Below are 20,772 nucleotides of genomic sequence, written 5' to 3'. Positions count from 1 at the left end.
CCTCCACAACTTCTTCATGTTCTGTATAATCGATTTTTCTCGATATAATCCAAGACCTTGTCATGAACGAGATATTTACAAGAAATCCCCTTTCGGATTCTTTCGCGTAATATGGACGATGAAAGAAAAATTTCAGGTGAATCTATTAGCTTTACATTGTAAGAAGTTTTTTCATTGTACGGAGGTCTTTTTACACCAACAAACTGAATGATTTTCATCAGCTCATCGATTCTATACCATTTCGGCAAATACTCAATCATGTCCGCTCCGATAATAAAGAAAAACTCATGATTAGGCTCTTGTTTTTTTAACAATTGGATTGTATCAAATGTGTATGACGGACCTTCCCGTTCGATCTCAATGGTTTCCAATTTAAAATGATCATGGTCTGAAATGGATCTCTTAATCATTTCAATACGATCCTCAATACTTGTACCGCTTTTTTTCTCTTTATGAGGAGGGACACGATTAGGCATAAACCTAACTTCATCTAAACAGAGTGCATGGAAAACTTCATTGGCAATAATTAAATGTCCTACATGAGGCGGGTCAAACGTACCCCCAAGAATTCCTACTCTTTTTTTCATAACACAATCCTATCAAGGAAGCTCAATTTGTTTATTTTCTTTAGATTCTTTATATAGCACAATGGTATTTCCAATAACTTGCACAAGCTCGGCATGCGTACCACTTGCTAATTCCTCAGCAACAGTATGCCGATCCTCTTCACAATTTTGTAAAACGCTAACCTTCATTAGTTCTCTTGCTTCTAATGCATCTGCTATTTGCTTGATCATATTTTCATTTACTCCACCTTTTCCGACCTGGAAAATCGGTGTCAGGTGATGTGCCTTAGAACGGAGAAATCTTTTTTGCTTTCCTGTTAACATATTGTACCTCCAAGTTTTTCCAGTACGATCTTTTTCATTCTCTTTGTATCAGGGAAGACCCCTGTCCAAATTTGAAAAGCCAGTGCTCCTTGATAAACAAACATCCCGATTCCGTTTTGGATTTTTGTCCCTCTTGTCTCCGCTTCCTGTAGAAAAGCGGTTTTGAGAGGGTTGTAAATAATGTCACTGACAAAAGCTTCCTGATTCACATTTTCAAGTGTCAACGGACTAGCATGAGTATTCGGGCTCATCCCTATTGACGTTGTTTGAATAATTAAATCATATTGTGACAGTTTTTCCGCTGCTGCATGCATGGATAATGCCGCAGATGTGGCTTTGTAAGGACAGTCATGAATCAGCTTTTCAGCTTTTTCTATTGTACGATTACAAATATCAATATGGCTTACTCCCTCATATACAAGTGAATAATAAATACCTCTAGCGGCTCCCCCGGCTCCGATTATGAGCGTTTTTTTGTCTCTAAGGGGAGAATTCATCTCTTCCTTTAATGCTGCAACATATCCTGGTCCATCCGTATTATAACCAATTAGCTTTCCGTTTTCATTTTTTACCGTGTTGACTGCTCCAATTGCTTCTGCAAGCTCGTCCATTTCATCTAAGAAAGGAATAATGGCAGTCTTATGAGGTACGGTGACGTTAAAACCGCTAATTCCAATTGCTTTAAAGCCTTTTACCGCATCCTCTAAATGCTGTTCTTTCACGTGAAATGCATGATAACTAGCCTGGATGTTTTGATGTGAAAAAGCATCATTATGAATGGCAGGTGACATGGAGTGTCCAATTGGATCACCTATAACACCGAATAATTTTTGCACATTTTTCACCATCTTTATTATATTAAGGATTTTCTTACCATAACCGAAACACCTTTTGGAACATGTGCACGAACGACAGCTCCCGGCTCGTTGATCGTGATCCAGCCCAAACCAGAAAATACGATATCCGTTTTCCCTTCTTTTATAGAGAACTCTTGGGCGGTTAAAGGCGGAAATTCTGTCAATTGTTCAGCTCTTGGAGGAGTCAAAAGGCTTCCCTTATGAGTTTCATACAATTCATCAGCTTTTTCAAGCTTTGTCCGATGTATTTTTAATTCGTTAGATAAATAGCACGTAAATGATTTTCTGCCACCAGATAAATAATCAAATCTAGCTAAGCCCCCAAAAAAGAGAGTTTGTTCTTCGTTTAATTGGTAAACTCTCGGCTTAATTTCTTTTTTTGGTGTGATGACTTTTAAATCCCGTTTATCTACATAGTGAGCCATTTGATGATGGTTGATAATACCTGGTGTATCAATCAATGCTTTGTTATCATCAAGAGGAATCTCAATGGTATCTAGAGTAGTCCCTGGAAAGTGGGAAGTGGTGATAACATCTCCTTCGCCAGACACTTCTTTAATTATCCGATTAATAAAAGTTGATTTACCAACGTTTGTACAGCCTACTACATACACATCTTTGCCATTTCGGTACTGTTCAATCGCTTGGACAGCTTCCTTCATGTTGTATCCTTTATGAGAGCTAACCAATAAAATATCAATCGGTCTAAGACCGAGCTCTTTGGAGGATTGCTTCATCCAATTAATTAATTTGTTGTGTTTAACTGATTTTGGAAGCAAATCCACTTTATTACCGATTAATAATACATCATTTTTCCCTACAAAGCGGTGAAGCCCTGGTAACCAGCTTCCGTTAAAATCAAAAATGTCGACAATCTTGACAATCAAAGCATCCCTATCCCCAACTTCATTCAGGATTTTAAGGAAATCATCATCCGTTAATGATACATCTTGCACTTCATTATAGTTTTTCAAGCGAAAGCAACGCTGACAAACAATGGCTTCTTTTTCCAATGCTGAAGCAGGTGTGTATCCTATTTGTTCAGGGTTTTCTGTTTGAATGGCTACACCACAGCCAATACAAGTATAGTCGTGATTGTTCATTTTTGATCCTCCCATTGAAGCATTCCTTTCTTTTTAAAAAATGAAAGAAGTCTTCTTTCAACTTTCCGATTAAATCGTGTAACAAAACCGTCTGTCTGGGCAACCGGAACAACTAAAATCGTATGAAATCCATTTCGATTTCCTCCCAATACATCCGTAAGAAGCTGATCTCCAATGACAACCGTTTCTTCACGTTTAAGTCCCATTTGTTCAATGGCTTTTCGAAATGCTCTTCCCATTGGCTTCCTAGCTTGGAAGATAAAAGGTATTCCTAGCGGATCTGAGAATGTTCGAACTCTTCTTTCGTTATTATTTGATACGATTGTCACTAAAATCCCGTGCGCTTTCATGTTATCAAACCACTCAATGAGCTTCGGCGTAGCGTTTGGCCGATCCCATTCAACCAATGTGTTATCAAGATCAGTAATAATGCCTTTTATGCCTTTCTCCTTAAGGCTTTCAGGAGTGATTTCAAACACACTTTTCACATGTTCACTCGGCAAAAACATTTTCAGCATGTCATAATCACCTCGAATAATCCCTTAAATTCCAATGTAAACATCATACCTAATTTTAACGCTCCTTTCAAAAAAACTATTTATACTATGTTTTCCTAGCTCTTTCAAGTTTAAAAATTTTTCGACAAACTTCACTTAGATAAAGCACTGTGGATAAACTTATGCACATAATCCATATTGATATTCTTCAAATAATGGTATTTATTAACATTTTACCCACAACTTATCCACCAAACACTGTGGATAACAGAACGATTGTTCTATATGCTTTTTTTTGTTAAAGTAAGGGTACAGAAAGACAAACTACCATAATATGTATGAATGTTCATGAATATTCCTATCTTTTTTATGGAGGTGAATCGCCAAAAGGCAATATAGTATGAATAAACTATCCGATGATTTATTGATTGAATCCTATTTTAAAGCACGTGAATTAAAATTAAGCCCAGAGTTTATTCGACTAATCGAAAAAGAAATTCACCGACGCTCCCTATCCAGTAGAATCAAAGTATCATCTTAAATGAATATAATCATGTTAAAACTTGGTCCTTCCGATTAACTCGGAAGAACCAAGTTTTTTGTTTATTTGTTAGAAAGATATCCAAGCACTTGTCCCATCAAGATCTCTTGTGGGACATGAAGATTTTCTTTAAAAGTAAAAGTATCTTTTTCAAAAAGGAGTACGACAGTAGAACCAAAGCTGAAATAGGCTATTTCCTCCCCTTTTTTAATGTCAGAGGAAGGATTTGTAATTTCGATGCTGTTCACGAACATCGCCCCAACCTTAACTAGTGCAAGATGTCCTGATTTATGTCTAATTTCAGAAATGACCCGGTAATTTTTAGAGAGCGGTTCTTTTCCATATTTCATACCTAGCTTGTTGACAGGAAATGATTTTCTTCCTAATGTCCACCTTTTCAATACTTTTCCGTTCACCGGAGAATGGATGCGGTGGTAATGGCTTGGGCTTAAATAAAGAACTGCATAATGGCCTCCTAAGTATTTTTTTATCGTTTCTTCATTTCCCAGCATATCAAGGATCGAGTATTCTTTTCCTTTCACATGAAAAGTATGATCGAGGCGAATATCGCCAAAATCATCTAACACGGCGTCTACAGGGCTGACTACAGAATACTCATTTTCATCAACCTGCCTTATTCCTTCTTTTAATCTTCTTGTAAATAACTCATGCAGAGTTTGATAATCACATAATTTTCCAACCATCTCATCCTGATTGATCTTATATAATTTACTATAAGAAGAAATGAATTTCTTACTGTAGGTAGACTGCGAAAACCTTCGCAATATTTCAGATGTATACCTACCATTTGTTAATTCAATAAACGTCCTATACAAAGGCTTCAGCACGAATAAACCTCCAAATGTTAAATAATTCTATTAACTCTTGCATAAAATGCACCTAATAAAATATTATTATATAATAAACCTGTGTTTCTGTTCTATCCGTTTTTTAAAGGAGTGAGAAGATTGTTTTTATCTGAAGTTATAGACCATACTATAAAAAAATTGAAAGCACAAACGGCAAACGTAATGACACTTACTAATCTATCTCTAGGTGGATTTGCCATATTAGCTATTACGAAAGGAAGCTTACATTTAGGGCTACTGCTTATTTTCGTTGCAGCCCTTGCTGACCGTTTTGATGGAATGATTGCCCGAAAGTTCAATTGCGAATCGGAGCTCGGGAAACAGCTAGATTCAATGAGTGACATCATATCCTTTGGAGTTGCGCCAGCTCTCTTGATTTATCAAGGAATTTTATTTGAATTCGGCGGTCCAGGGATGTTTTTCACTGTATTCTACATGGGCTGTGGAGCATTTCGTTTAGCTAAATTCAATATTACTGAAAACAATGGTTATTTTACTGGTCTACCGATTACAGCTGCAGGGTGTCTAGCCACATTAAGTTTTCTTGGTATTTCATATATTCCCCCTGTGTTTTATCCTTTCATGATGATGATTCTTGCATTCCTAATGGTAAGTCCATTTAAGCTTAAGAAGGTATAAAAAAAGCCCCCATCATCGGGGGCTTTTAGAGTGTAGACAAAGTATATTTCATGCACTTTCAGACTGATTGAAAACGCTTGTCAGTCGAGGAACGAACCCGTGCGAGGAGCGGAGTTACCATAGACGGTAATGAGCACCGGAGGAGGGTACGTGACGAAGAATGCGAGCGTTTGTCAACAGTCTGAAAGCCCCCATCATCGGGGGCTTTTTTATTTGTTTTGAGGATTTACAGAAAAATCGAACTGTATATTCATTCCTTAATAGGATCGGTTGTTTATAAAAAACTAAACAAGATAAGGGAAATAATCACCAATATACCTAATAAAAATAACCTATAATTAGGTTCACTTGGTTAACTTGTCTTATAGTTAGTGTAGTTACTCCTACACAAAATATGACGCCTTGATCCCCTATTATACTGTGGTTTAAGATACACTATTCATTTCCGTCTCTTCTCTTTTTCGGAACGATAAAACTCATGAAACATCTTCATAAGTGCTCTTTTTTCAATCCGTGAAACATAGCTTCTTGAAATTCCAAGCTCCTTAGCAATCTCCCTTTGAGTTCTTTCCTTTTGCAAGCCAAGCCCAAATCTCCCTATAATTACTTCTTTCTCCCGTTCATCCAAAACATCAATATACTTTTTTACTTTTTCAATTTCCATATTTAGCTGAATCAAGTCAATTACGTCCTCTGATTCTGATTTTAGGACATCAATAAGCGAGATTTCGTTTCCACTTGCATGGTATCTGTTTATATATCTTTTTGTATATAATATAGAAAGAATTATATTAATTTATCATTAGTTTATTTCCCTTCAATCCTTAATTTATCTTTATTTTAATCGCATCATTAGATTTAACCGGGATCTGTACAGCTTGCTGCTGAGGTTTTAGCGATTGAATGAATTGAGTGAACGATTCCGCCTGAAACACCCTAAAAGGATATTCCCCATCAATTGCATATCTTTGCTCACTCAAAATAATAACGTGAGGAAAAGGTTTCGCCATGATACCAGCATTAAAAAGGTCAACATAACGCGCCAGCTTATCAGACATTTGTTTCTCGCTGTACACAGTTTTTTGTACCTCGATAAAAAAGCCGGTCTTTCGGAACATGCAAAATATATCCGGTTCGGCTACTCCTTTACTTCCATACTTAGGCTCAACAAGAAAGGTTTCCAGATGTCCAAGTTTCCGAATCTCTTTATATACGTTAAGAATCGCAAGGAAATGGTTTATTTTTGCACTATTCTTTTTGATTTGAACATCAGGACCAAAGTAAACGTATGGAACAAATGAGGTTGATCGCTGTATCTCCCCATCACGTAGTAAGCGAAGTAAAACATTATTGGCTGCGTATTGTGGATTCTTAAGATTACTAAAATGTAACTCTGCAATAGAATCCCGATCCATTACGCGAAATTTATTTAAGTCCTTAATGATCGCTTTATCACGCTTGGTCAATGACATCGGCAAACACGTCCTTTTCAGTTATTAAGACAGGCTCTTTCTTTTTCGGATCCGCTTCTTTTACCGGTCTTTTCGTCACTATAAAAGGGTTTAAAAACTTTTTTGCATCCTCCAATTCAAGATATGGAGCTTGTAGGTCATAAAGTTTATCGCTATTCATTATGAATCGTCCACTTGTGTCAATAGCTTCTGCTCCTGGAGTATTAACGATACGAGCTTCAATTTTATCCCGTAATTTAAAACCCATGCTAACAGTCAAATTTGCTCTTATAGTTGTGTCTAATACTTGGGCATTAGGTCTCTGCATGGAAAGAATAGCAAACACACCAAGAGTCCTTCCAATGGCCACGATTTCCGTGAGAATATCCATAACTATTTCATCTTTTCGCAGCATGACAAACTCATCGATACACACTACAATGTATGGTCGCCGGTGCTCAGTCGGTAGGTCATCAATATGGCTAACTTCGAATGTCTCCGTCAGATCACTCCGCTCTTTCAGTTCTTTCTTGATATGTTTCAGCATTGAAGCAATCTGTTTTCCATCACTCAGCACACATTGGACATGTTCCACTTTACGGAAGATATGAAACTCTGACTTTTTACAATCGCCTAGGTACAGCTGCAGCTCTGATGGTTTTTTGTTTAAAATCAGAGTCGTTAAGATAGATCGCAATTGTGTTGATTTCCCGGATCCTGTTTCACCGGCAATGAGTATGTGAGGTTGTTTTAAAAGATCGAATGCAACATATTGGCCATTGCGGTCTTTTCCGCAGATGATTCCAAGTTTAAATGCAGCAACAAGTTCCGAGATTTTAGATTTGTTGTATTTGAGTAGACCAAATGAAGAACTTTTATAAATCGTTAAAACAAACTTTTTAATTTCTCCTTCGATCTCGACATTCTTTCCAAAGTGCTGCTGGAATACATAGAAATTCTTTTTAACCAGATCAGGATTGAGTCCGTTAGGCAAAGTAAAAATAATTGTAGTAGATTGACTAGTAATGTCTATCGCGTGGATTTTCGGGAAAACAAATCGTTCAGTATCTTCGTTAACCTTGTATGTTAAATGGATTTTACCTAACTTAAAAGCTTTTATTAGCTTTCTCCGTACTTTCAACTTCGCCCAAAAACTCATAAGAACCACCTCAAAATTGGATTAGTTTCAAGAAACCAAACTCCTGTAGCAATACCAGCAGCAGGTAAGAGTATTTTAATAGTTGTTCCAACCCATTGATACCCTAATTCCTCTGCTAATTTTTCAAGAAATGCAACGGTTAAGATACCCCCGCCAACGATTAAAACCATAGGTTCAAATAACATTTTTCTTTCCTCCTTGAAATTTTTTTGGTTCCCCCTCGTCGCTCCCCTCCCTTCCGTTCGCTTCACTCACTCTTAACAAGTTTTATTTTTGTTTTTAAAACTTGCTTTTTACTTGTACAAGTGGACTTGGAGTAAAATTTCGATAATGTTACTGAAAACTGATGATCTCCTTCCGTACATATTTTTCAAGTGTTTTGCTGCTGTTTTTCAACTGTGTATCTTTCATGTTTGTATAGTCTATTGCCTATACCGATAAATATTGCTTGTCCCTTCAAATTTTTTTGAAGAAAACTTCAAAATATTTTTAAGAGGAATTTGTCTATTTTGGGCGAATAGGTAATAAAAAGCTTAAGGAGATACATAATGTTTAAAAATAAGATTGGGTTTTGGACGAAGAAAAAAGGTATTAAACATAATCATCTAGCTAATTTATGTGCAGTCTCTCAGCAAACCTTTTCGAGCTGGGTAAAGAACACTACACAACCTGATCTCAAGCAAGCAGCAATTATTGCGAAAGTACTGTCGGTAAGTTTAGATGACTTAATTGAAATCGAATGGGAGGATGAAAAATGAAGAAGTTTTTTAAAGTATTCCTAGGAGTTTTTGGGGCATTTTTTCTTGTGGTAGCAATTTTGCTAATAACAGATATTTCAAATGACGTGGAGTATAAAGTTGTTGAAACAAAGAAACAACCAGATAGTGTACATCTGCGTGTAACGACAGAAGTAAAAGATGAAAAAAGCCTAAGAACAATCGCTGATGAAGTAAAAAAGGATAATAAAGGTGTAGATGCTGTGTGGTTATGGATCCACGATACAAGCGATGAGCCATTTGGAAAATTACTAGCTACCGTAAGGATTCCTTATAATAATAAAGGAAAAGCAATGGTTGGAGCAGAGAGTTTAGATTATGTATTTGAGTTGAAATAGTTTAAATCCCCTCTCATACGAGTAGGGGATTTTCTATTATTAATTAGCTAATTATTTTTCTTATAAAGTTTTATTTGCTGTATATTGGTGACGAACTACTTGTTAATATTAGCCTTTCTATTGATTGATCAAAAAGTTTTGGAATGCCGCAAAAATATCTAAAAAATAGCTAAAAACGGATTGATTTTTAAGTATGAAGTCACGGTAAAATTTGAGTTATCAACTCTTTTAAAATCTTGTCATATCAACGATTTTAGCGTGTTTAGCATCACTCCCCCTTGCGTGCATACAGTTGCGTGACCCTAGTTGCGTGACCCTTATTCCTAAAAAATGGAATAGAATTTTAATAATTTAAAAATACAAGTTGTAATGTACATTATTTTTAAGGTTGATTAAAAATTATTTTAAAATAGTAAAGTTAGAAGAGGTGATTGTATGAACGTTACGATTGAATTGCATTTATTCGCACGAGATACACGCTGGATGCAGCGTGGATCTTTTCCAGTGAATTTAAGAGCATATAAAGAAGATGCTAAAAAGGAATCGGTGAGAGTTGCTTACCAATGGTTTAGAAAGATTAACGGAGATTACAATTATGAGGCAATACTCGAAAAAGCTTTGTGCAATGAGGAAGATATAACGGAAGAATTGCTTAAGATGATAAAAGCCCCTCTCGACTGAGAAGGGGCTATTTTATTTATACAATTATTCCATCGAATCCAGCCTTTTTCAATCTTTTGACAAGCTCCTCCGCGTTCTTTCGATCCGAAAACGCCCCGACCTGGACCCGATGCAACTTCTTATCAATAAGTTTGGTGGCAGCCGGTGCCTTTTGCTTCGCTGGCAGACCCAAAAACTTTGCGATTCCTCGGGCATAGGCCGCAGCCATATCTCGAAGAAATGCATCTTTTTTCAATAGTGTCGCATCTTTGGAGTCGATAAAGCAAATCTCTGTCAGGATGGCAGGCATGTTGGTTTCCCGGACAACAGCTAGATTCCCGCGCTTATTAGCTACTCCATGTGCGCCTAGTCCATATTTTTTTGCAGTAGCCAGGGCCTCTGTGTTTAATAAGTTTTGGAGAGTTACGGATGTTGCGCTAGGCTTGTTGTAGACGAAGGATTCAAATCCGGATCCGCCGCCAGCGTTCACGTGATTGCTGATAAAAACATCTGCTTTATAGGCGTTTGCGATATCTGCACGCTTGGAAAGTTCAATAAAGACGTCTGTGCTGCGGGTCAGCTTCACTTCAAAACCGGTGTAGTGATCGTTTAAATAATCCTGCATGTACTTTGATAAAGTAAGAGTGATATTCTTTTCTAACAAGCCATTTGCTGCAGCGCCTGGATCTTTACCTCCGTGTCCTGCATCAATTACAATTCGTTTTGTCATTATTTATCCTCCCCATTACCTTTATCTTTAAGAACTGCGATGATATTTTGAACGGGCCCCAAAGGGACACCTAATCTTCCTGCATTTTCTGTTAAACTAATAAACTCAATAATGATATAGGCAATAGTGACACCATCACCTAAATGTTGCGTGCCAAAGATAACCTTTTCGAGCAAATACGTACACCCAATAATGATAAGAACATGTACTTTTTTGACAAAACCCTTTCTGCCTTTTGAGCTACTGAGTCCTTCATTTGCTGATCCGGCTAACAATCCCGATGCAAAATCAGCAGTCATCATGATAACCAGTGTCGGGAAAGCCCAACCTAATGCCCCTACGATAAAAGACCAAATTGAACCTATTACAGCTGAAATAGCTTTGATAGAATCGATGATTTTTGTGTCCAATATTTTTCCCTCCCAAATAAAAAGAGGACTCATAAGAGTCCCCCAAAGCATAAAAAATACACCTACAAAATAGGTGCAATCTAAATTTTTCTTTCTTTACGATCTATCGCTTCAATAAAGTGAAAAATCGAATCTACAACAGTATCGTATGCTATTTTTGCTTCTTCTTTTGTTGCAGTGCTTTTTCTTCCATGGGCAATATGATTACGTATTTGAAGAACATTGTCTTCCCATATTTTATTTAAAACTCTATTGTCCTTTAATTTTACATCGTACACATTTTTCATTAATGCATTAACTTTATCTGGAATGTTAGCAGAACGAAGAAATCTGGATATGCTATCCTCATCTAAACCAATCTTTCTATAGCCTTCAGATAAAGTTGTATCAATATAACTCTCAAATGCAATTTCAGAAAGTAAAATGCTTGTTACATACTCACCATCTCTATACTGTTGAAGTGCATACGACAACATATGCAACCATGGTATTGTATAATCTTCTGTTTTTGCATGAACCATAACCATTGCTTTTACATCTTCTCCAAATAAATCACAAGAACTTTCATCTGAAACAGATGTCATTAAGCGAAAACCATTATTTGTGATATCCACTGCCCCGGCATGAAAAGCACCAAAAGGAAAAATATTTATTTTAAATATTTTTCGTATGTTAGAAGGTAATTCGATGTCTTTAAAATAACCGATTTTCAAATCAACAATATCATGAAACATTTCATTAGCAAGGAAAGTATTTGGAGAGATATTCTCTTCCATTTTCAAACCATTTCTCAAACCTTCGTATACACTAAACTGACTTTGGCACTCCGGGTCACCGCAAGTTACGGTGACATTTTTAAAGTCCTCCTCTGAAACTGACCATGCCCTTGTACATTTGTTACATTTCAGTGAAAGTGAAACTAACCTTGAATGTTCCATATTTCCCCCTATGAACCTTAAGATTTAATCTCTAATTCATTGTTGCATTTAGTACAATAAATATCCAAAGAATAGAATGGATATTTCCCCAACACTGAATATCCAATACTAGAGCTATCCTTTTCTTTTGAATACTGGTCATTTAACTGAACAGATTCATTGCAATTAGAACATGTAATACTAAAACCATTTTTCATCTTAATCATCCTTTGCAATATTATATCATGGAGGGAAGATATAGGAAATCAAGCCATAAAAAATACACCTACTTTTCAGTGGTGTTATGTCGCATTATTGTCCTACTGCGCATTTAATAATTCAACTAACTCATTGTATTGCTCTTGTGTAATTCTGTTATTTAACAGAAAAACATCTAATTTCACTAGCATATCCTCTTTTGATGAATAAGTTTTGTTCTCAATCACTTTTTTACAGTAAGTATAAGTCATTTTACATTCCTCCTTTTTATAGTCCTAGTTCGATTGACGATAAACGAAAATCCAAGTCAATCATATAGTTAGCCGTTGAAACTTCTAACTCTTTAACCTGCTCCGTCAAGGGCTTCACGAAAACAGGCTCTTGCGGCTCGGTTGCGTTCGGATCGGGATAACTAAACTCTAATTCTAGCGTTTGTGGGTTTACTCGATACCCGTTGCATTGAGCAAAATCTGCCGCATATTGACCAAACTCCAATTCGATTACGTCAAACGTTTCTCGGTTGCGTTCAGATAGTGCGGTGAAGGTTGCGATGTCTTGGTCAACGGTTGTTGCGATTACTGAACCTTGACGTTCGCCTGTGTCCATTATGATGTTGCCGGTTGCTATATCATAATAAATTTTTCGACCTATTTGATTCATTTTATTCCTCCCTATTCGTATGCTATCCAATTATAAGTGCTTGAAGTTGCTTTTACAGGCAAACAAAAACCAGAAGAATTTACATACGCAGCCCCAGCATTAGCCTTCATATTGTATACTTCAATGGTGGTATACGAAGAGTTAATACTCCCTAAAACTTTTACTGATTCTGCAGATATTCCATCATTAGCTGCATTATAGACGATGTATTCAACTAAACCACCTCCAAACTTATACATCACAATGATGCTTGGTTTAAAAGTTAAACCTGACACAATTAAAGGGACAAGCGAATTAAAGTTGGCTCCAGTAGTATGTTGGAATGTGCTTGTAGTTGAGTTACTTGTCGCTGTTCCACTGGCGAACTTTTTGCCGTTCGGCACTGTCCCGCCACTATAATAGCCAGCAGGAACACTAGCCCCTAAAGGTAGATTAAACATTCCTCTGTTTGGCATAGTGCCAACTATATCCCCTGCGTCTGTAGTCGCTGTTTTGCCAGAGAGAAGGTCAGACGCAACTGCGTTTCCAGACGCTCCTTCACCCTGTAATATAAAATTTGTGCCGTTATATCTTAGGGTATAAATACTTCCTGTTTTTAAGTTTCCTGCTGATACATCATTTCCATTTGGTTTTTTAATTGATTTAGCACCAAGATTATTAATATTAATCGTTGAAGATCCTGTATTATCGACATTGATTTTTACTGAAACAGCCATACCTTCGACATAAGAAGTCGGAGCAGGGTTTAAAGTGACTGAATAAGAATTTGCCGAGCCACTTGCTACTCCATAAGCAGGATGTTGCACATAATCAGCCAAATGTGACGCTTGTGCTTGTTCCAGAGTAGCGACTTCTTGATCTAATTGTGTAATCTGATTCGCTAAGTTAGCAGCAATATCGCCTTCAAGCTGACCTTTAATAGAATCAAACCAGGTCTGAAATTCGTCCTCATGCATTTGAGATGTTTCGTTAAACCACTGCTGATATTGATTAAATATAGCTGTCGTATCTGGCTGAATTAGACTGCTTACTATACCGCACAAAGAAGTGTTTAAACGAAGATCTGTAACAAGTGATTGTTTTATGGATGTAATACCCTTATTCACCGAGATATCAGCAATTCCCAACTCATAAACATCTGCATCCCTTTGTAGTGTCGGTGCTACTGGCGAACTAGCAAACGTTCCTTTTTTAACCTTTGCTCGAATCTCACGATTGACATAACTCAATTGAATTACAATACGATCTATTCTATTTAGCACCCCATCAGCAACGTCGATTGGCAAGATTAAGTCGTCCGTGTTTTCATACATTCGCCCGTTAATCCACGCAGCTCCTGCTTTCAATCGCACAGTCATATCAGTTCCGTCAGCGATAACTTGTAAGTTTGATGCGATATTCGGAAAAACTCCATTTGTGATAAATTTGCTAAAATAATTCGTCCAATCTTCTGCTTTATATTTTCGATCACCATTTACACTGTCAAAAATAAAAGACTTTTCCACTTTATCACCTCATTCTCTGCCTCTGCTGGATTCGATCAATCAAAGTCGGGATGTTGCTCCCAAAATTCACACGGATATCGACTGTATCATTCTCATAAACTTCTTCAACTGTAGTGATTCGAGTATTTAAAACTACTCCCCATCTATCATTTTTGATTGTCACAATATCACCCAAGTCAAAGTCCTGTTTGTAAATCAAGTTTGAAGTGACAGAAATACCAGACTCAAAAGTTTTAATTGGTTGAACTTCAGCTAATCTACTATTTCCACGTTCAATAAGGAGTGCTTCATATTCAGCATCACTTAATGTTTGTTCTGTACCGTCATCATTCTGAATGGTATTTGATAGATCCTTGGCATCCACGAAAAGTTCTCTTCGTTCAAATCCCGAAAGATTGTTATTAATTAAAGCAAGTTTTCGAGCAGAACCTTCACCTTGTCCACCAACAAGAGCAAAATTTTTATAGCTGTTTTCACTGTCCGTATATTTTTGCTGAATAATATTTTCAAATTCTAGAGCAAAAATAGCCCGTGGATTCATGGACTGATTAACAGATAAATCTCTGCCTTCGTATACATCGAATACATATTTTTCATTAGTTAAATCAAAAAGAACTCGCCAGCCGATATCATATTTCAGCGCGAGTTCTTCTATTAATTCAGCTAAATTTCCATATGAATTCACTTCATTTGCTTGTTTAGAAATACCTCTATTTTCAGAAAGCGAAAGACCTGGAATGATACGATTAGGATCAGATGGATTGACGGCATTTTTATCAACAAAATATTTCATGACTTCTTCTACTGATCCACTTTTATGCTGCTCTCCCCATACAATCCGTTCTGATATAAAGTTTTCAATAAAATACCCACTGACGACACAAGTTTCACTTTCTTGATCATCTATAACGATATTCTCAATATAAGCAGCTTCTTCTAAACTACCTTCTTCTAAACTATTTTCTTTTGCTAAGATATTGCCCTTTCTTAATAAATTGATAAGTTCGAAGGCTTCTTGATCTGGCTCAGGCAAATTCAAATGAAATTCGAAAGTTCCAGTCTTGTAAAATTCACGCCGCCATATTAGAGATATGAATGTATCAACAATTCCCTGCATTTCAAAGTTCTTATTAAAAACAAAAATATTCATTTGCTACACCCCTATATATTGTGGAGTGAAATAGATAGCAACCTCGAGATTATCAACATTGCTATCTGCATCGTAACGAAACAAGTTATCACCAACAGCTAATTGCATGAACTTACTTTGATAATCAATCATGTTAAAAATATTAGATGTGACACCATTCAACGATGATTCCACCCGTTTTTTCCCTTGAAACGTATTGACCGTAATTACTTCACCAGCTGTCATTGTTTTGTTAATTTTGAAAAACTCACGAGTGTCCAGGTTAAACAGTGATGGATTCTCTACAGTCCCAAGCGCTTTAAATTGAATAACCATCCCCGAAGCAACTTGGCCGTCATTAAACACATTTACGATCAGCGATTGAGAGCGCCGTCCTATTTCCATTCCATCTTCCGGAATCTCTAAAGGAAACTCAAGCAAAGGCTCCCATACAGCTATCTCGACTTTTTGCTGTTCTGTATCTAAAAAGAAAGGACTGCCGGCCGAAAGTTGAACAAGTACATCATGCCATTCATCATTTACATTTTCGACGCCAGGACTGATAGATGGGGATAGTTCAACATTCGCATCGATGTATACGTTTCGAATTTCTGTCTTAATCTCAAGCCTTATTGGGTTGTAAACCGGATTGAATACTTTAAAAACCTCATCTCTCTTTTCCTGGATCCACTCCTCTTCTCTGCCATCTACATCAATATAGAACGACAACGATAAGTCTCTCTTATCCAACCTAGAAGCAACAGCCGTAGAACCGTGTGTACGATAATTAGAAACGTAAGTGACAATAGCCTTTACTCCAGTTGTGTCCATTTCTTCCTGAATTCTATAGATTCCAAAGTTAGAGATGAGCAAGCTATCGCCGTTTTTATTCGTACATAGGATCTCTTTGATACGCATTTGCTCACCTCCTCAATTGGAATGCAGCTTGTTGTAACGCCAAACGCGATTGCCTTGCTGTTTCTGCTGGTGACAGTGGTGTCGGGCTGTTAATCGTAATGTTTTGTTCTATTTTAGTCCCCGCTACTGCTCCAACACCTGCTCCAACAGATTTAGACTTACTTATTGATTGACTGACAGCACTAGCCATTTGTTGAGATATTTTTGCTGCCGTATTGATCGTCCCGGCTCCTGCTCCAGCCAATGCACCCAAAGAAGGTAAGCTAGAAGTATTATTTATTTCCAACGCGCTCTTAAGTGTCTGTGAAACTGAATCAGCGATTTGTTTTGCTTGCTCCAATAAAGGTCCAGTCATGTCTTTCATGCCATCAATTAAACCTTGTATTGCGTTCTTTCCGATCTGTGGAAGAGTCGCTGTCATGACGTTGAATTCACCTTCTGTGCCAGTTCGAATCTTATTGATTCTTGCAATGAAATCTGATTTTAAAAGTTCCAATTCATTGTTTGCGTTGGTGTGAAGCTCTTTAATTTTTTTGTCTGTTTCAATCTTTAAGTTTTCTAATTCCTTAGTTGCTTCTGCTTTAGCTAATGCGTTTTTGTCCTTCCAGAGAGTTACATATTGTTGAAGCTGTTCATCTGAAAGAGTGTTTAATGCAGCAATTTCTGCAGCAGCACTTGGACCCATTGCACGAAGTTCTGCAAGTAATCCTTCATCAATCCCTTTTGATGCAAGTGATGTTATGTTTTTTGACCACTCGGTGAAAATGTCAACCTGTGACTTAAGATTATCAATTAACTGTTGACCTGAAATTTCACTTTTCTTGGTCACCTCATCAAAAAGACTTGCGAAACTATATAGAGATTGAGTCCGCTGATCAACAGCCTGAGTATATGCATCATTTAGTCGTTGTTCTTCTTGAATCACACGCTCATTAACTTCTTTGACTTTTGCCAAATAATCATCACTAGCACTTTTCAATTCTTCATAAATTTGCACGCGAACATTGCGAGCGTTCTTTTCTGCTTCAAGACGCTCTTGTGAACCTTCTTTATATCGCTTTGCAACTTGTTCCCACATTGCCAATTCTTCAACAAGAGAAAGTTTATTCAGTTCCTTACGGCTTTCGATGTAAGATTTCTCTTTTTCAAAAGTTTCACGGTCAAGTGCTTCTTTTGCCTGTGTATAATTAATTTCAGCCTGGATTCGTTCTTCGGTACCTTTTTTAAATTCCTTAGTCGCTTGCTTCCAGAACTCGACTTCTTGTTCCGTAGTCATCGATTCGAGACCTTTTCGCTTGGAGACATAATCCTCAAGAGCCTTAAACTTCTCAGCATTTAACTGTTTCTGGATATCAGTAATTTTCTTTTTCTCATCTTCAGTGATCTTAGCTCGATTATCAGCCGCTTTTTTGTGAATCTGATTAATTTTGTTCTCTTCATTTTCCGTTAACTTCTGAATATCGTATTTTGCTTTTTGTTTTATTTCTTTGATTTCTCGCTCTTCTGCAGCTGTTAACTTTCGTTTCTTATCCTTAGCGCGAAGCCTAATTTCATTGATTTTTTGTTCTGCTTTATCCTCAATCTCTTCTTTGTCCCTTTTTGCTTTTAATTTTATTTCTTTGATGTCTTTTTCTTCCTGATCAGCAATTTTTTTTCGTTCTTTTGAAGAGTTTAGTTTGATCTGAGTAATTTCTTTTTCTACCTGTTTGACAACGGAAAGTAACACTTTATTGAGCTTATCAAGTTCTGATTTTGTGATAGCAATCTCCCCACTGAAACGTGGAACAGCAGCCTTTGCTAGTTTAGTAGCTGATACAATAACAGATTTAATATTTTCATCAATCCCTTTAGAAACGCCAGCTGGAATCCATCGACCAACTTCGTTAGCCATGACTCTAGAAGGAGAATGAATGCCTAATATTTTTTTCACAGTCGATGTAACAGAACTAGCTATATCCTTACAAGCATTGGTAACATCACTAATTTTGCTTTTTATCCCATTGATTAATCCTCTGACAATGTCCTGTCCAATGGATAGTAGATTAATTGCTTTCAGTGGGCTAGTAATAACAGATTTCAACGAATTGAAAATAGAACTTGTCTTCGTTTTGATAGCATTCCAGGCGGTAGATACGGCGTTTTTCATGCTGATGACAACGCTACTTAGAACGCTTTTAGCCCCGTTAATTGATGATTTAATAACGCTTTTTATCCCATTAAACACGTTTGAAGTGGTATTTTTTATCGAATCCCATACAGACGAAATCGTACTTTTTATACTTTTAATAACCGTACTAATTGTGGATTTTATTCCATTCCATATGGTTGTGATTGAACCCTTGATAGAATTAAAAACGGTACTTGTAGAAGTTTGTACCGCGTTCCACACATTTGTGACTGTATGCTTTATAGTGTTAACTACAGTTGATATTGCTGTTTTAATTCCATTCCATACGGTGGAAATAAAGCTTTTTATTGCGTTAAAGACCGTATTAGTAACATTTTTTATGCCATTCCACGCTGTTGTGAAAACAGTTTTGTAAACCGCTAAAATCGTAGTAAAGTAAGTCTTTATTCCATTCCATGTTGTAGAAATAAAAATTTTTATTTTGTTTAAAACTGTTTTTGTGACGGTCTCTATTGACTTCCAAGTGTTAGAAAGCCAGTTCTTAATAGCTCCCCATATTTCAATCGTTTTGGCTTTAATCGTATCCCAATTTTTATAGATTAGAACGGCTAAGGCAGTAACAGCAATTGAAACAATTGCGAAAATCGGATTAATTGCCATGAGTGTTGTTCGGATAGTAGTAAATGCAGGACCTAATTTTGATAGCCAACCAATAGCTTTGGTAATTGGTCCAATCAATGCACCAATACCTTGAACCATAAATCCCAGTAAAGTTAGTAACGGTCCAATGGCTATACCGATCGCCCCAAATAAAATTACAAGGTTTTGACCAATTGGAGAAAGTTTTGAAAACCAATTCGCTAGCTTTTCTGCAGCACTTGATATCGTTGGTAAAACAGATTCAGCGAAATCTAACAGGACATCACCGACTGGCAATAGAGCAGTTTGAAGATCACGCAAAGTTGATGCTAATTTCATCCCAAATGTTTCCTCTAGTGCCTTTCCAGCTCGCGCTGTAGAACCCTCAAAACCTTCGACATGATTTTTTGAGTTCGCCATCGCTGAAATAACATCTGCCTCTAAGTCTTCCCATTGAGTTCCAAAGAGGGCTACACCAGCTTGGTTTCTTTTAACCGGATCCTCAATCGCTGACAATGCTGCAACGGTCGCTTGGAATGCTTGTTCACCCTTTTTACCTCCTTCGGCAATGGCTGCGCCCATTTTTTCAGCATCTAAACCGATAGCTTGAAAACCCTCTCTAGTAGTTTTTGACCCATCTTTAGCACGGATGTTGAATTCTTTTACAGCATCCCCAACCTTATCTAGGTTAAAGGCACCGGCCTCAGCTCCACTGATAAGGATATTCATCATATCTTCAGCAGCATGCCCCATAGTTGCAAATTGTGGAGAATACTCTCTTAAGGTATCTAGGAGTTCGTCTGAAAAGTTACCGCCTTTTTGAAATCCAACAGTCATTAAATCAAAGGCCGTAGAAGCATCAATTCCAAAATTCTTCATCATGACAGAAGCAGTACGAGTTGACTCTGTAACTTCTGCACCAAAAGTTTTTTGCAAAATTAAAGCCTGTTCAGTTACTTTTGGTAAAGCTTCGTCGCTAATGTCTTGAATATTTTGTTTGACGATTGCAAGATAACCAGTGACTTCACCAATGTTTTCGCCAAAGCCTTTTTTCCAAACCGACTCGGCCATATCACGTAGCTTCTCAGCTTCTTCTGCTGTTAAACCAAGTTGTGCTTGTATTTGTCCTTGTGCGTTATCGAAATCAGCAGCAACTTTTGTTACTCCTGCTCCAACCCCTATGATTGCTGGTGTGACGGTTGCAGTAGCTGTCCCACCAATATCCTTTAATTTCTGGCTCGTTTCATTTAGAGATTCTGCAGTTTCCTTAGCTTTGGTGCTTTGCTCAGACAACTTACTATTCGTTTGAGCAATCTCATTTGCAAGGCGTTGTTCTGCCGTTTGAGCAGACAATAAATCCCGTGAAAGCTTATCTACTTCACGGGAATTTTCTCCAAATACTTGTTTAGCTTTTTGAAGTTGAGCTTCAGTAACCGCTACTTTTTGAGCAGCAATTTCTTGCGCCCGCTGTAAATAGTCTAATTTTGACTTGAGCTTATCTGTTTCAGATCCATTAAGCTTTAACTGTTCTTGCTGCAAATTAAATTCTTGTCGCAGCTTGGAACTTTCTGATTGCATTTCTTTTAGAGCTTTATTAAATTCCTGGTTAAACACTTTAAAGGTGACTTTCGCTTCTGAATTATTTGTCATGTTGTCACCTACCTTTCATCACTTAGGATTGTTCTTCCATGCATCAAGAGCGAGTTTTCCTTCTACGATTCTCTCCACCGACCAAAG

The 20,772-nt window shown here is 37.2% G+C and carries 23 protein-coding genes and 1 pseudogene; 5 read left to right on the top strand and 19 right to left on the bottom strand.

The annotated features are described in order from the left end of the window. Window positions 1-14: 14 nt before the first annotated feature. The 5 genes from GD441_RS02490 to GD441_RS02470 are packed head-to-tail and all read right to left on the bottom strand — an operon-like array spanning window position 15 to window position 3,368. Entirely contained in the window at window positions 15-587 is a 573-nt protein-coding gene (locus GD441_RS02490) for a nicotinate-nucleotide adenylyltransferase (RefSeq protein WP_153123327.1), read from the bottom strand. A 12-nt stretch (window positions 588-599) separates the two neighbouring features. Beyond that, complete coding sequence (gene yhbY, locus GD441_RS02485) at window positions 600-890, bottom strand: ribosome assembly RNA-binding protein YhbY (protein ID WP_153123325.1); 291 nt, start codon at window positions 888-890, stop codon at window positions 600-602. Further along, window positions 884-1,726 (bottom strand): shikimate dehydrogenase, encoded by an 843-nt coding sequence (gene aroE, locus GD441_RS02480; RefSeq protein ID WP_153123323.1) that lies wholly within the window; start codon window positions 1,724-1,726, stop codon window positions 884-886. The genes yhbY and aroE overlap by 7 nt, the downstream gene beginning before the upstream one ends. 17 nt (window positions 1,727-1,743) lie before the next feature. Next, on the bottom strand, window positions 1,744-2,850 hold the full coding sequence (yqeH, locus tag GD441_RS02475) for a ribosome biogenesis GTPase YqeH (RefSeq protein ID WP_153123321.1): 1,107 nt from the start codon (window positions 2,848-2,850) through the stop codon (window positions 1,744-1,746). After that, window positions 2,847-3,368: a YqeG family HAD IIIA-type phosphatase gene (locus GD441_RS02470; protein ID WP_153123319.1), complete on the bottom strand. Its 522-nt coding sequence runs from the start codon at window positions 3,366-3,368 to the stop codon at window positions 2,847-2,849. The genes yqeH and GD441_RS02470 overlap by 4 nt, the downstream gene beginning before the upstream one ends. Window positions 3,369-3,747: 379 nt before the next feature. On the opposite strand from GD441_RS02470, the gene sda reads away from it, so the two are divergent. Continuing rightward, window positions 3,748-3,888, top strand: a complete 141-nt coding sequence (sda, locus tag GD441_RS02465) for a sporulation histidine kinase inhibitor Sda (protein WP_153123317.1) — start codon at window positions 3,748-3,750, stop codon at window positions 3,886-3,888. Between the two features lie 62 nt (window positions 3,889-3,950). On the opposite strand, the gene GD441_RS02460 is transcribed toward sda, so the two are convergent. Continuing rightward, window positions 3,951-4,736: a phosphatidylserine decarboxylase gene (locus GD441_RS02460; protein ID WP_153123315.1), complete on the bottom strand. Its 786-nt coding sequence runs from the start codon at window positions 4,734-4,736 to the stop codon at window positions 3,951-3,953. A 120-nt stretch (window positions 4,737-4,856) separates the two neighbouring features. Between GD441_RS02460 and pssA the strand changes: the two genes are divergently transcribed. Continuing rightward, window positions 4,857-5,396 (top strand): CDP-diacylglycerol--serine O-phosphatidyltransferase, encoded by a 540-nt coding sequence (pssA, locus tag GD441_RS02455; protein WP_153123312.1) that lies wholly within the window; start codon window positions 4,857-4,859, stop codon window positions 5,394-5,396. 439 nt (window positions 5,397-5,835) lie between these two features. Here pssA and GD441_RS02450 read toward each other — a convergent pair. The 4 genes and pseudogenes from GD441_RS02450 to GD441_RS02435 form a co-directional block, all read right to left on the bottom strand. Then, window positions 5,836-6,132: pseudogene (locus tag GD441_RS02450) on the bottom strand (sigma-70 family RNA polymerase sigma factor); the annotation flags it as partial. Window positions 6,133-6,220: 88 nt separating this feature from the next. Then, a complete protein-coding gene (locus tag GD441_RS02445) occupies window positions 6,221-6,868 on the bottom strand; it encodes a hypothetical protein (protein WP_153123310.1) in 648 nt (215 codons plus the stop codon). Next, the gene (locus tag GD441_RS02440) at window positions 6,849-8,006 is read right to left on the bottom strand and encodes an FtsK/SpoIIIE domain-containing protein (protein WP_153123308.1); all 1,158 of its coding nucleotides are present in this window, start codon (window positions 8,004-8,006) and stop codon (window positions 6,849-6,851) included. The genes GD441_RS02445 and GD441_RS02440 overlap by 20 nt, the downstream gene beginning before the upstream one ends. Further along, a complete protein-coding gene (locus tag GD441_RS02435; RefSeq protein ID WP_153123305.1) occupies window positions 8,003-8,191 on the bottom strand; it encodes a hypothetical protein in 189 nt (62 codons plus the stop codon). Before GD441_RS02435 ends, GD441_RS02440 begins: the two co-directional genes overlap by 4 nt. 363 nt (window positions 8,192-8,554) lie before the next feature. Here GD441_RS02435 and GD441_RS02430 point away from each other — a divergent pair, with 363 nt between their 5' ends. From GD441_RS02430 to GD441_RS02420, 3 genes are all read left to right on the top strand, one after another. Then, entirely contained in the window at window positions 8,555-8,764 is a 210-nt protein-coding gene (locus GD441_RS02430) for a helix-turn-helix transcriptional regulator (RefSeq protein WP_153123303.1), read from the top strand. Beyond that, window positions 8,761-9,120 carry a hypothetical protein gene (locus tag GD441_RS02425; protein WP_153123301.1) on the top strand — a complete coding sequence of 120 codons (360 nt, stop codon included), beginning with the start codon at window positions 8,761-8,763 and terminating at the stop codon, window positions 9,118-9,120. The genes GD441_RS02430 and GD441_RS02425 overlap by 4 nt, the downstream gene beginning before the upstream one ends. A 435-nt stretch (window positions 9,121-9,555) precedes the next feature. Further along, window positions 9,556-9,801 (top strand): hypothetical protein, encoded by a 246-nt coding sequence (locus GD441_RS02420; RefSeq protein WP_153123299.1) that lies wholly within the window; start codon window positions 9,556-9,558, stop codon window positions 9,799-9,801. 16 nt (window positions 9,802-9,817) lie between these two features. Here the strand turns inward: GD441_RS02420 and GD441_RS02415 are convergent, their stop codons facing one another. The 9 genes from GD441_RS02415 to GD441_RS02380 all read right to left on the bottom strand — a co-directional run bounded on the left by GD441_RS02415 (window position 9,818) and on the right by GD441_RS02380 (window position 20,685). Then, window positions 9,818-10,510: an N-acetylmuramoyl-L-alanine amidase gene (locus GD441_RS02415; RefSeq protein WP_153123297.1), complete on the bottom strand. Its 693-nt coding sequence runs from the start codon at window positions 10,508-10,510 to the stop codon at window positions 9,818-9,820. Next, window positions 10,510-10,920 (bottom strand): phage holin family protein, encoded by a 411-nt coding sequence (locus GD441_RS02410; RefSeq protein ID WP_191992079.1) that lies wholly within the window; start codon window positions 10,918-10,920, stop codon window positions 10,510-10,512. Before GD441_RS02410 ends, GD441_RS02415 begins: the two co-directional genes overlap by 1 nt. A gap of 80 nt (window positions 10,921-11,000) precedes the next feature. Further along, window positions 11,001-11,696: a hypothetical protein gene (locus GD441_RS02405; RefSeq protein WP_225434116.1), complete on the bottom strand. Its 696-nt coding sequence runs from the start codon at window positions 11,694-11,696 to the stop codon at window positions 11,001-11,003. 461 nt (window positions 11,697-12,157) lie between these two features. Then, the gene (locus GD441_RS16955) at window positions 12,158-12,307 is read right to left on the bottom strand and encodes a hypothetical protein (RefSeq protein ID WP_191992078.1); all 150 of its coding nucleotides are present in this window, start codon (window positions 12,305-12,307) and stop codon (window positions 12,158-12,160) included. 16 nt (window positions 12,308-12,323) lie between these two features. Then, a complete protein-coding gene (locus GD441_RS02400) occupies window positions 12,324-12,716 on the bottom strand; it encodes a hypothetical protein (protein ID WP_153123291.1) in 393 nt (130 codons plus the stop codon). A gap of 11 nt (window positions 12,717-12,727) precedes the next feature. Further along, window positions 12,728-14,221, bottom strand: a complete 1,494-nt coding sequence (locus GD441_RS02395) for a hypothetical protein (RefSeq protein ID WP_153123289.1) — start codon at window positions 14,219-14,221, stop codon at window positions 12,728-12,730. A gap of 4 nt (window positions 14,222-14,225) precedes the next feature. Further along, complete coding sequence (locus GD441_RS02390; RefSeq protein ID WP_153123287.1) at window positions 14,226-15,371, bottom strand: siphovirus ReqiPepy6 Gp37-like family protein; 1,146 nt, start codon at window positions 15,369-15,371, stop codon at window positions 14,226-14,228. A 3-nt stretch (window positions 15,372-15,374) separates the two neighbouring features. Further along, window positions 15,375-16,268: a phage tail family protein gene (locus GD441_RS02385; RefSeq protein ID WP_153123285.1), complete on the bottom strand. Its 894-nt coding sequence runs from the start codon at window positions 16,266-16,268 to the stop codon at window positions 15,375-15,377. 4 nt (window positions 16,269-16,272) lie between these two features. Beyond that, window positions 16,273-20,685, bottom strand: a complete 4,413-nt coding sequence (locus GD441_RS02380) for a phage tail tape measure protein (protein ID WP_153123283.1) — start codon at window positions 20,683-20,685, stop codon at window positions 16,273-16,275. Between the last annotated feature and the right edge of the window lie 87 nt (window positions 20,686-20,772).

Source organism: Peribacillus tepidiphilus (genome assembly GCF_009466385.1).
Taxonomy (GTDB): domain Bacteria; phylum Bacillota; class Bacilli; order Bacillales; family DSM-1321; genus Bacillus_BN; species Bacillus_BN tepidiphilus.
The sequence above is the reverse complement of the archived record's forward strand: the minus strand, read 5'-3'. Positions and strand labels throughout refer to the sequence as shown.

Bases quoted from the DNA above. Each gene is read 5' to 3' on its own strand.
- GD441_RS02420 (WP_153123299.1), top strand. From the start codon at position 9,556: ATGAACGTTACGATTGAATTGCATTTATTCGCACGAGATACACGCTGG.
- GD441_RS02425 (WP_153123301.1), top strand. From the start codon at position 8,761: ATGAAGAAGTTTTTTAAAGTATTCCTAGGAGTTTTTGGGGCATTTTTT.
- GD441_RS02385 (WP_153123285.1), bottom strand. From the start codon at position 16,268: ATGCGTATCAAAGAGATCCTATGTACGAATAAAAACGGCGATAGCTTG.
- GD441_RS16955 (WP_191992078.1), bottom strand. From the start codon at position 12,307: ATGACTTATACTTACTGTAAAAAAGTGATTGAGAACAAAACTTATTCA.
- sda (WP_153123317.1), top strand. From the start codon at position 3,748: ATGAATAAACTATCCGATGATTTATTGATTGAATCCTATTTTAAAGCA.
- GD441_RS02405 (WP_225434116.1), bottom strand. From the start codon at position 11,696: ATGGAAGAGAATATCTCTCCAAATACTTTCCTTGCTAATGAAATGTTT.
- GD441_RS02415 (WP_153123297.1), bottom strand. From the start codon at position 10,510: ATGACAAAACGAATTGTAATTGATGCAGGACACGGAGGTAAAGATCCA.
- GD441_RS02445 (WP_153123310.1), bottom strand. From the start codon at position 6,868: ATGTCATTGACCAAGCGTGATAAAGCGATCATTAAGGACTTAAATAAA.
- GD441_RS02430 (WP_153123303.1), top strand. From the start codon at position 8,555: ATGTTTAAAAATAAGATTGGGTTTTGGACGAAGAAAAAAGGTATTAAA.
- GD441_RS02440 (WP_153123308.1), bottom strand. From the start codon at position 8,006: ATGAGTTTTTGGGCGAAGTTGAAAGTACGGAGAAAGCTAATAAAAGCT.
- yqeH (WP_153123321.1), bottom strand. From the start codon at position 2,850: ATGAACAATCACGACTATACTTGTATTGGCTGTGGTGTAGCCATTCAA.
- yhbY (WP_153123325.1), bottom strand. From the start codon at position 890: ATGTTAACAGGAAAGCAAAAAAGATTTCTCCGTTCTAAGGCACATCAC.
- GD441_RS02400 (WP_153123291.1), bottom strand. From the start codon at position 12,716: ATGAATCAAATAGGTCGAAAAATTTATTATGATATAGCAACCGGCAAC.
- GD441_RS02380 (WP_153123283.1), bottom strand. From the start codon at position 20,685: ATGACAAATAATTCAGAAGCGAAAGTCACCTTTAAAGTGTTTAACCAG.
- GD441_RS02470 (WP_153123319.1), bottom strand. From the start codon at position 3,368: ATGCTGAAAATGTTTTTGCCGAGTGAACATGTGAAAAGTGTGTTTGAA.
- GD441_RS02490 (WP_153123327.1), bottom strand. From the start codon at position 587: ATGAAAAAAAGAGTAGGAATTCTTGGGGGTACGTTTGACCCGCCTCAT.
- GD441_RS02390 (WP_153123287.1), bottom strand. From the start codon at position 15,371: ATGAATATTTTTGTTTTTAATAAGAACTTTGAAATGCAGGGAATTGTT.
- GD441_RS02435 (WP_153123305.1), bottom strand. From the start codon at position 8,191: ATGTTATTTGAACCTATGGTTTTAATCGTTGGCGGGGGTATCTTAACC.